This is a genomic window from Streptomyces sp. NPDC002138 (assembly GCF_040296485.1).
Taxonomy (GTDB): domain Bacteria; phylum Actinomycetota; class Actinomycetes; order Streptomycetales; family Streptomycetaceae; genus Streptomyces.
This window is the reverse complement of sequence record NZ_JBEOXE010000126.1, coordinates 1-9343: the sequence shown is the minus strand read 5'-3', so window position 1 is coordinate 9343 and position 9343 is coordinate 1. Positions and strand designations below refer to the sequence as shown.

General features: G+C 72.9%; 6 protein-coding genes. 5 read left to right on the top strand and 1 reads right to left on the bottom strand.

The features are described from left to right. Positions 1–160 precede the first annotated feature (160 nt). Positions 161–1480, bottom strand: a complete 1320-nt coding sequence (locus ABT084_RS37245) for a glycosyltransferase family protein (RefSeq protein WP_351054100.1) — start codon at positions 1478–1480, stop codon at positions 161–163. Positions 1481–1598: 118 nt separating this feature from the next. Between ABT084_RS37245 and ABT084_RS37240 the strand changes: the two genes are divergently transcribed. The 5 genes from ABT084_RS37240 (at position 1599) to ABT084_RS37220 (ending at position 9125) form a co-directional block, all read left to right on the top strand. Further along, on the top strand, positions 1599–2162 hold the full coding sequence (locus ABT084_RS37240; RefSeq protein ID WP_351054097.1) for a hypothetical protein: 564 nt from the start codon (positions 1599–1601) through the stop codon (positions 2160–2162). A gap of 151 nt (positions 2163–2313) precedes the next feature. Further along, on the top strand, positions 2314–3075 hold the full coding sequence (locus ABT084_RS37235) for a spermidine synthase family protein (protein WP_351054095.1): 762 nt from the start codon (positions 2314–2316) through the stop codon (positions 3073–3075). Between the two features lie 81 nt (positions 3076–3156). Then, positions 3157–3906, top strand: coding sequence for a response regulator transcription factor (locus ABT084_RS37230; RefSeq protein WP_351054092.1), 750 nt, complete (start codon positions 3157–3159; stop codon positions 3904–3906). Then, the gene (locus ABT084_RS37225; protein WP_351054089.1) at positions 3903–4982 is read left to right on the top strand and encodes a HAMP domain-containing sensor histidine kinase; all 1080 of its coding nucleotides are present in this window, start codon (positions 3903–3905) and stop codon (positions 4980–4982) included. Before ABT084_RS37230 ends, ABT084_RS37225 begins: the two co-directional genes overlap by 4 nt. Positions 4983–5240: 258 nt before the next feature. Next, positions 5241–9125, top strand: a complete 3885-nt coding sequence (locus tag ABT084_RS37220; protein ID WP_351054088.1) for a multifunctional oxoglutarate decarboxylase/oxoglutarate dehydrogenase thiamine pyrophosphate-binding subunit/dihydrolipoyllysine-residue succinyltransferase subunit — start codon at positions 5241–5243, stop codon at positions 9123–9125. The last annotated feature ends 218 nt before the right edge of the window (positions 9126–9343 follow it).

Below are 9343 nucleotides of genomic sequence, written 5' to 3'. Positions count from 1 at the left end.
CGAAGGAGGCGCGAAAGCCTTGCCGGCGCCAGGCCGCAGGCCGCCAGGCCGCAGGCCGCCAGGCCGCAGGCCGCCAGGCCGCAGGCCGCCAGGCCGCAGGCCGCCAGGCCGCCCCGGGCCGGGCCCGCCCCGGGCCAAGCCCCCCCGCCCCGCCGGGAGGCTAGCCGCAGGTGCCCGGTTGGGCGAAGACGGCCAGGCGGGCGCCGTGGAGGGGGGTGAGGGAGCACAGGTCGAAGTGGGCGGTCAGGGTCTGGCGCTTCACGGACTCCCCCGGGTACGGGTCCACCGGCTCGCCCGCCGGGTCCAGGACGGCCAGGACCCGGGGTGCGGCGAGCAGACGGGCGCGCAGGTCCGGCGGGGGGAGTTCCGTGCCCCACAGGGTGCCCGAGGCCGTGGGGGACTCGGCGAGGGCCACGTCGCGCAGGCCCTCGTACACCCGCGGCGAGGACAGCAGCCACTCGCGCCGCCGCGCCGGCAGGAACAGCACCGCGTCCCCCGGCCGCGCCTCGGCCCGGACGGCCGCCGCGACCGCGAGGACGTCGTCCTTGCGGCTCTCGGGCGTACGCAGCCACCCCGCCCAGAACCCGAACGGCACCAGCAGCGCCGCCGCCACCACCCACGCCACCCAGCCGCCCGCCGCCAGCCGCGCGCCCACGAGCAGGGCGAGCCCGGCGAGGGCGTAGAGCACGTACCGGTCGACGTACAGCGGGTGCACCAGCGAGACGGCCAGCAGCAGCCCCGGCGGCAGCAGCGCGAGCGGCAGCGCGAGCCGGACCAGCGCCCGGTCCCGCTCCGGGATCCCCCGGGCCAGCAGCACGGCCGCGCCCGCGATCACGGCGTACGCCGCCCAGTCCGTCCACTTCGGCCGGCCGAGCCAGCCGAGCTGCTGCTGCGCCTGCCCCGCGCTCAGCAGCGCCAGCGGCGTCAGCGCCACCGCCACGGCCCCCGCGCTCCAGCGCCAGCCGCGCGAGCGCCAGGCCGCGCAGCCGTGCGCGAGCAGGGCCAGTACGGCGAACTCGTGCAACCAGCAGCCGAGCGCGAGCACCACGGCGTAGGCCACCCACCGCTCGCGCACCAGCAGGTAGGTCGCACAGACCACGGCCGCCGCGACCAGCGCGTACGAGCGCCCCTCCTGGGCGTACATCTGCACGGGCGGCGCCACGGCGTACGCCGCCCCGGCGAGCAGGGCCGCCCGCTCCCCCACCAGCCGATGGGCGATCGCGGCCACTCCGGCGGCGGCGAGGGCGGTGGCGGCGACGGAGGGCAGCCGCAGCGCCCACAACCCGCCGTCCCACACCCCGAAGACGGCGTGCATCAGCAGGTAGTACAGGCCGTGCACGGCGTCGACCTGCCCGAGCAGGTCGACGAGCGCGCCGAAGGGCCGGTGGGCCACCTGGTACGTCACCGACTCGTCACGCCACATCGAGCCGCCGCGCGGCAGGCCCCACAGACCGAGGGCGAGCGCGAGCGAGGGCGGCACCAGGCGCCACGGCCACGCGGTGTTGCGGCTGATGACGTGCCTCCGGGTGACGGGTGGTTTCGCTGCGGGCAGGGGACCTCCATACTCGGGGTCGGCCCGATTCCTCGTGGAGGTGGGTGTGCGAACGTACCGAACGGTGGCCGCGCTGGCGCTGGCCCTGGCACTGAGCGCGCCGGCCCTCGGCGGCTGTACGCCCGGCGGAGCGGGCGCGCCCGCTTCCCCTCCCGGCACCGGCGCGACGGCCGCCCGCACCCCGCCGGCCACCACCGGCCCGGGCACCGGCCCCACCCCGGCCCCCACGGCTCCCACGGCCGCCCCCACCCCCGCCCCCACCGCGGGCGACACGCGGCAGCTGCTGCGCGTCACCCGCAGCGGTGGCTTCGCGGGGCACCGGAGCACCCTGGACATCCGGGAGGACGGGTCGTGGACCCTCCTGGACGGCTCCGGGCACCCCGCGGGCGCGGGGAAGCTCACCGCCTCCCACCTCGACGCGCTGCGCGGCGCCCTGCGGCAGGCCGACTTCGCGCACCTGCCGCCGGTGGCCACCGGCCAGGGGAAGGTGTTCGACGGGTTCAGCTACTCCTTCGTCCGCGACGGCCACGAGGTCGTCGCGACCGACGGATCCGTCCCGCCGGCCCTGATGAAGGTCCTGGACGCGCTGCCGTCCTTCGAACAGAGCTGACACGGCCCGCGGAGCCGACGGATCCGGAGCTGGCGGATCCCGGGCTGACGGATCCGGGGCTGACGGAGCGTCGGCCCCGCCGCTGGAACCCCCGGCGGCGGGGCTTCGTTGTGGGGTCGAGTGACCGCCCGGTCACGGAGAGGACCCGCCCATGTCAGCCGCCCCCGTCACCGTCGACCGCCGCCAGGGCCCGTACGGCGAGGTCGTCCTGCGCCGCCGCGGCGCGACGTACGAGATCATCGCCAACGGCTGCTTCCTCATGGACACCTCGGACGGGCGCTCCGAGCGCCTCCTCGTCGACGCCGCCCGGCTGGCCCTCCGCGAAACCGCGCCCGAAGCCACGCCCGAAGCCACGCCCGGAGCCGCGCCCGGAGCCACGCCCGAAGCCGCGCCCCGCACCCCGCGCGCACGCCACGGCCGGCGGCCCGCCCTGCTCATCGGCGGGCTCGGCGTCGGCTTCTCCCTCGCCCACGCGGCCGCCCAGGACCACTGGGGGCGGATCGCCGTCGTCGAGCGCGAGGAGGCGGTCATCGACTGGCACCGCCGCGGGCCGCTCGGCGCGATCTCGGGTCCCGCGCTGGCGGACCCGCGGGTCGCGGTCCTGCACGCGGACCTGCTGGCCCACCTGGGCGACCCGGCCTCCGGGCCCTACGACGCCCTCTGCCTGGACATCGACAACGGCCCCGACTGGACCGTCACCGACGACAACCGCGGCCTGTACTCCCCCGCCGGACTGGCGGCCTGCCGGGCCAGGCTGACCCCCGGCGGCGTGCTCGCCGTATGGTCCGCACAACCGTCCGCGGCGTTCGAGGACGCTATGCGGAATGCCGGATTCAGCTCGGTACGGACGGAAGAGGTGCCGGTTGCCCGAGGTGTCCCGGACGTCGTCCACCTCGCGTGCAACCCGTCATAGCCGCCGCCCGGACCCTCCTCTACGCTGCACCCCATTACGCGGGATCTTCACGGGTCCCCCGTCGGACTACCGGGGCGGGACATGGATCAGACACACACCACCCACAACGGGGCCGCGGCCTCACCCGCGACCCCCGGCGCGCAGCGGCGGGTGCTCGTCGTCGAGGACGACCGCACGATCGCCGAGGCGATCGCCGCCCGGCTGCGCGCCGAGGGTTTCCAGGTACAGACCGCCGCGGACGGCCCGGCGGCTGTCGCGGCCGCCGAGAACTGGCTGCCCGAGCTGCTCGTCCTCGACGTGATGCTGCCGGGCTTCGACGGCCTGGAGGTCTGCCGCCGGGTCCAGGCCCAGCGGCCGGTGCCGGTCCTGATGCTCACCGCGCGCGACGACGAGACGGACCTGCTGGTCGGCCTCGGGGTCGGCGCCGATGACTACATGACCAAGCCGTTCTCGATGCGCGAGCTGGCGGCCCGGGCGCACGTCCTGCTGCGCCGCGTGGAGCGGGCGGCGATCGCCGCCCACGCGCCGCGCGGCTCCACGCTGCGCCTCGGCGATCTGGAGATCGACCACGCGCAGCGCAGGGTCCGGGTGCAGGCGGAGGACGTGCACCTGACGCCCACCGAGTTCGACCTGCTGGTCTGTCTCGCGGGCACCCCGCGCGCGGTGCTCTCGCGGGAGCAGCTGCTGGCGGAGGTGTGGGACTGGGCCGATGCCTCCGGGACCCGGACGGTCGACAGCCACATCAAGGCCCTGCGCCGCAAGATCGGCGCCGAGCGGATCCGTACGGTCCACGGCGTCGGGTACGCCCTGGAGACCCCGGCGCAGCCGTGAGCGGCCGGGTCCCGGGGCCGGGGCTGCGGCCGTTCTCGCCGTTCTCGATCAAGACCAAGCTGGGCACCCTGGTGGTCGTCTCGGTCTTCATCACCACGGGCCTGCTGATGGTCGCCATGCGGACGGCGACCGAAGTGCGGTTCATCACGGTGTTCTCGGTGATCGCCTCGATGCTGATCACCCAGTTCGTGGCGCACAGCCTGACGGCGCCGCTGGACGAGATGACCACCGTGGCCAAGGCGATATCGCACGGCGACTTCACCCGCCGGGTGCGCGGCTCGGGCCGCCGCGACGAGCTGGGCGACCTGGCCGCGACGATCAACCTGATGGCCGACGACCTGGAGGCGGTGGACCACCACCGCAAGGAACTCGTCGCGAACGTCTCCCACGAGCTGCGCACCCCGATCGCGGCCCTGCGCGCGGTGCTGGAGAACGTGGTGGACGGGGTCTCGGCCGCCGACCCCGAGACGATGCGTACGGCGCTCAAGCAGACGGAGCGCCTGGGGCGGCTGGTGGAGACCCTGCTGGACCTGTCCCGGGTGGACAACGGGGTGGTCCCGCTGAAGGCCCGCGGCTTCGAGGTGTGGCCGTACCTGTCGGGCGTGCTGAAGGAATCGGGCCTGGCGGCGGCCGGACGGCCGGGGCTGGCCTCGGGCTCCGGCGGCCACACCCGCAACGACGTACACCTGCACCTGGACGTCTTCCCGCCCGATCTGGTGGCCCACGCGGACGCGGAGCGGCTGCACCAGGTGGTGGCGAACCTGATCGACAACGCGGTCAAGCACAGTCCGCCGCACGGCCGGGTGACGGTGCGCGCGCGGTCCGCCGAGGGGCCCGGATCCCTGGTGCTGGAGGTGCTGGACGAGGGCCCGGGCATTCCGGAGTCGGAGCGGCTGCGGGTCTTCGAGCGGTTCAACCGGGGCAGTGCCCGGGGCGGCGACGGCGGCACCGGACTCGGCCTGGCGATCGCCCGCTGGGCCGTCGGCCTGCACGGAGGTCACATCGGAGTGGCCGAATCCCCTCGGGGCTGCCGGATCCTTGTCACACTTCCGGGCAGCTCGCAGCCGACGCGTTGACGTAGGGTTCGAGTGGGAAGGACATGATCTCGGCCACACCGGCCCGGGGTCCGTCAGGGGTGCGACGCCAGGGGGCCGCAACCACGGTGACCCCTACCCGAACCACGCTTGTTTCCCGCCATTCCACCCCGCGAAACCCGCCGTTCGGTGTGACCTGCGCGACGGATGTCCCGCCCGGTCTGCATCTGACCGCCGGGGAGGCGTAGCCTTTATTCCCGCTGTCCATACCTTGTGAAGCGGAAGAGGGCGGTTGCCGCCGTGTCGCCACAGTCCCCCAGTAACTCGAGCACCACGACCGAATCAGCAGAGCGCGGGAAGACCCCTGCCTCAGGCTTCGGCGCCAATGAGTGGCTCGTCGACGAGATCTATCAGCAGTACCTCCAGGACCCGAATTCGGTCGACCGGGCCTGGTGGGACTTCTTCGCCGACTACAAGCCGGGTGGCGTGGCCGCCCCGGTGAAGGCGGAAGAACCCAAGAAGTCCCCGACGACGGACGGCGCCTCCGCACAGGCCGCCCCCGCCGCCGTAGCCCCGCAGGCCGCCGACGCCGCCACGGGGGCGGCGCACGTCGCGCCGACCTCCGCCGCCGCGCCCACGCCCGTGCCAGCTCCTGCCCCTGCTCCTGCCACCCCCTCTGGTGCCCCTGCTGTGACTGTCACCTCCCAGGCCGCCGCACCGGCGGCGCCTGCCCCTCAGGCCCCGGCTCCGGCCGCCGCCGCTCCCTCCACTCCCGCAGCCCCGAAGGCCGCGCCCCCCACCGAGGCCCCCGCGGGCCCCGAGCTGGTGACGCTCCGCGGCCCCGCCGCTGCCGTGGTCAAGAACATGAACGCCTCCCTGGAGGTGCCGACGGCCACGTCCGTCCGCGCCGTCCCTGTGAAGCTGCTGTTCGACAACCGCATCGTGATCAACAACCACCTGAAGCGCGCCCGGGGCGGGAAGATCTCCTTCACCCACCTCATCGGCTACGCGATGGTGCAGGCGATCAAGGCCATGCCGTCGATGAACTACTCCTTCGCGGAGAAGGACGGCAAGCCCACCCTGGTCAAGCCGGAGCACATCAACTTCGGCCTGGCGATCGACCTCGTGAAGCCGAACGGCGACCGCCAGCTCGTCGTCGCCGGCATCAAGAAGGCCGAGACCCTCAACTTCTTCGAGTTCTGGCAGGCGTACGAGGACATCGTCCGCCGCGCCCGCGTCGGCAAGCTGACGATGGACGACTTCACCGGCGTCACCGTCTCGCTGACCAACCCCGGCGGCCTGGGCACCGTGCACTCCGTGCCCCGCCTGATGCCCGGACAGTCGGTCATCATGGGCGTCGGCTCGATGGACTACCCCGCCGAGTTCCAGGGCACCTCGCAGGACACCCTGAACAAGCTGGGCATCTCCAAGGTCATGACCCTGACCTCGACCTACGACCACCGGGTCATCCAGGGCGCGGCCTCCGGCGAGTTCCTGCGCATCGTCGCGAACCTGCTGCTGGGCGAGAACGGCTTCTACGACGACGTCTTCGAGGCGCTGCGCATCCCGTACGAGCCGGTCCGCTGGCTCCGGGACATCGACGCCTCGCACGACGACGACGTCACGAAGGCCGCCCGCGTCTTCGAGCTGATCCACTCCTACCGGGTGCGCGGCCACGTCATGGCCGACACCGACCCGCTGGAGTACAAGCAGCGCAAGCACCCCGACCTCGACATCACCGAGCACGGCCTCACCCTGTGGGACCTGGAGCGCGAGTTCGCGGTCGGCGGCTTCTCCGGCAAGTCGATGATGAAGCTCCGCGACATCCTCGGCGTGCTGCGCGACTCGTACTGCCGCACCACCGGCGTCGAGTTCATGCACATCCAGGACCCGAAGCAGCGCCGCTGGATCCAGGACCGCATCGAGCGCCCGCACACCAAGCCGGAGCGCGAGGAGCAGCTGCGCATCCTGCGCCGCCTGAACGCCGCCGAGGCGTTCGAGACCTTCCTGCAGACGAAGTACGTCGGCCAGAAGCGCTTCTCCCTCGAGGGCGGCGAGTCGGTCATCCCGCTGCTCGACGCCGTCATCGACTCGGCCGCCGAGGCCCGCCTCGAAGAGGTCGCGATCGGCATGGCCCACCGCGGCCGCCTGAACGTCCTCGCGAACATCGTGGGTAAGTCGTACGCGCAGATCTTCCGCGAGTTCGAGGGCAACCTCGACCCGAAGTCGATGCACGGCTCCGGCGACGTCAAGTACCACCTGGGCGCCAACGGCACCTTCACCGGCCTGGACGGCGAGCAGATCAAGGTCTCGCTCGTCGCCAACCCCTCGCACCTGGAGGCGGTGGACCCGGTCCTGGAGGGCGTCGTCCGCGCCAAGCAGGACATCATCAACAAGGGCGGCACGGACTTCACGGTCCTGCCCGTCGCCCTGCACGGTGACGCGGCCTTCGCGGGCCAGGGTGTGGTCGCCGAGACGCTGAACATGTCGCAGCTGCGCGGCTACCGCACCGGCGGCACCGTCCACGTCGTGATCAACAACCAGGTCGGCTTCACCGCCGCCCCGGAGTCCTCGCGCTCGTCGATGTACGCGACCGACGTGGCCCGCATGATCGAGGCGCCGATCTTCCACGTGAACGGCGACGACCCGGAGGCCGTGGTCCGCATCGGACGCCTGGCCTTCGAGTTCCGCCAGGCGTTCAACAAGGACGTGGTCATCGACCTCATCTGCTACCGCCGCCGCGGTCACAACGAGTCCGACAACCCGGCCTTCACGCAGCCGCTGATGTACGACCTGATCGACAAGAAGCGCTCGGTGCGCAAGCTGTACACCGAGTCCCTCATCGGTCGCGGCGACATCACCCTGGAAGAGGCCGAGCAGGCGCTCCAGGACTTCCAGGGCCAGCTGGAGAAGGTCTTCGCGGAGGTCCGCGAGGCCGCCACGCAGCCCGCGGTCGCCCCGGTGGCGCCCGTCCAGGTCGCCCAGGAGTTCCCGGTGACCGTGAACACCGCGATCTCGCAGGACGTCGTCAAGCGGATCGCCGAGTCCCAGGTCAACATCCCCGAGGGCGTCACCGTCCACCCGCGTCTGCTGCCGCAGCTGCAGCGCCGCGCGGCCATGATCGACGAGGGCACCATCGACTGGGGCATGGGCGAGACCCTGGCCTTCGGTTCGCTGCTGATGGAGGGCACCCCGGTCCGGCTGTCCGGCCAGGACTCGCGCCGCGGCACCTTCGGCCAGCGGCACGCGGTCCTCATCGACCGGGAGACGGGCGAGGACTACACCCCGCTGCTCTACCTCTCGGACGACCAGGCCCGCTACAACGTCTACGACTCGCTGCTCTCCGAGTACGCGGCCATGGGCTTCGAGTACGGCTACTCGCTGGCCCGCCCGGACGCGCTGGTCCTCTGGGAGGCCCAGTTCGGTGACTTCGTCAACGGCGCGCAGACCGTCGTCGACGAGTTCATCTCCTCCGCCGAGCAGAAGTGGGGCCAGACGTCCGGCGTCACGCTGCTCCTCCCGCACGGGTACGAGGGCCAGGGCCCGGACCACTCGTCCGCGCGTCCCGAGCGCTTCCTGCAGATGTGCGCGCAGGACAACATGACGGTGGCCATGCCCACGCTCCCGTCGAACTACTTCCACCTGCTGCGCTGGCAGGTCCACAACCCGCACCACAAGCCGCTCATCGTCTTCACCCCGAAGTCGATGCTGCGTCTGAAGGCGGCGGCGTCGAAGGCGGAGGAGTTCACGACCGGCGGGTTCCGTCCGGTCATCGGTGACGCCACCGTGGACCCGAACGCGGTCCGCAAGGTCGTCTTCTGCGCGGGCAAGGTCTACTACGACCTGGAGGCCGAGCGGGAGAAGCGCGGCATCACGGACACCGCGATCATCCGCATCGAGCGGCTGTACCCGCTCGCGGGTGCGGAGCTCCAGGCCGAGATCGCCAAGTTCCCGAACGCGGCGAAGTACATCTGGGCGCAGGAGGAGCCGGCGAACCAGGGTGCGTGGCCGTTCATCGCGCTGAACCTGATCGACCACCTCGACCTGGCGGTCGGGGCGGACGTGCCGGCGGGTGAGCGGCTGCGGCGGGTCTCCCGGCCGCACGGGTCTTCCCCCGCGGTGGGTTCCGCGAAGCGGCACCAGGCGGAGCAGCAGCTCCTGATGAACGAGGTCTTCGAGGCCTGACCGGCCCCCTGACCCACCCGAGAAGGCCCGACCCCCGCCGGGGGCCGGGCCTTCCGGCCTCCCCGGCCCCGGCGAGCACCCTTCAGCCTCGCCTCGGCTGCCGCATCCGGCGCCGGCTATCTGGCCTCGCCCGCCCCCTCGGCTGCCGCATCCGGCGCCGGGGGCGCTATCTCAGCCTCGCCCGCCCCCTCGGCTGCCGCATCCGGCGCCGGGGGCGC

Excerpts from the sequence above, each read along its gene's own strand:
- ABT084_RS37230 (WP_351054092.1), top strand. The coding sequence starts at position 3,157 with ATGGATCAGACACACACCACCCACAACGGGGCCGCGGCCTCACCCGCG.
- ABT084_RS37235 (WP_351054095.1), top strand. The coding sequence starts at position 2,314 with ATGTCAGCCGCCCCCGTCACCGTCGACCGCCGCCAGGGCCCGTACGGC.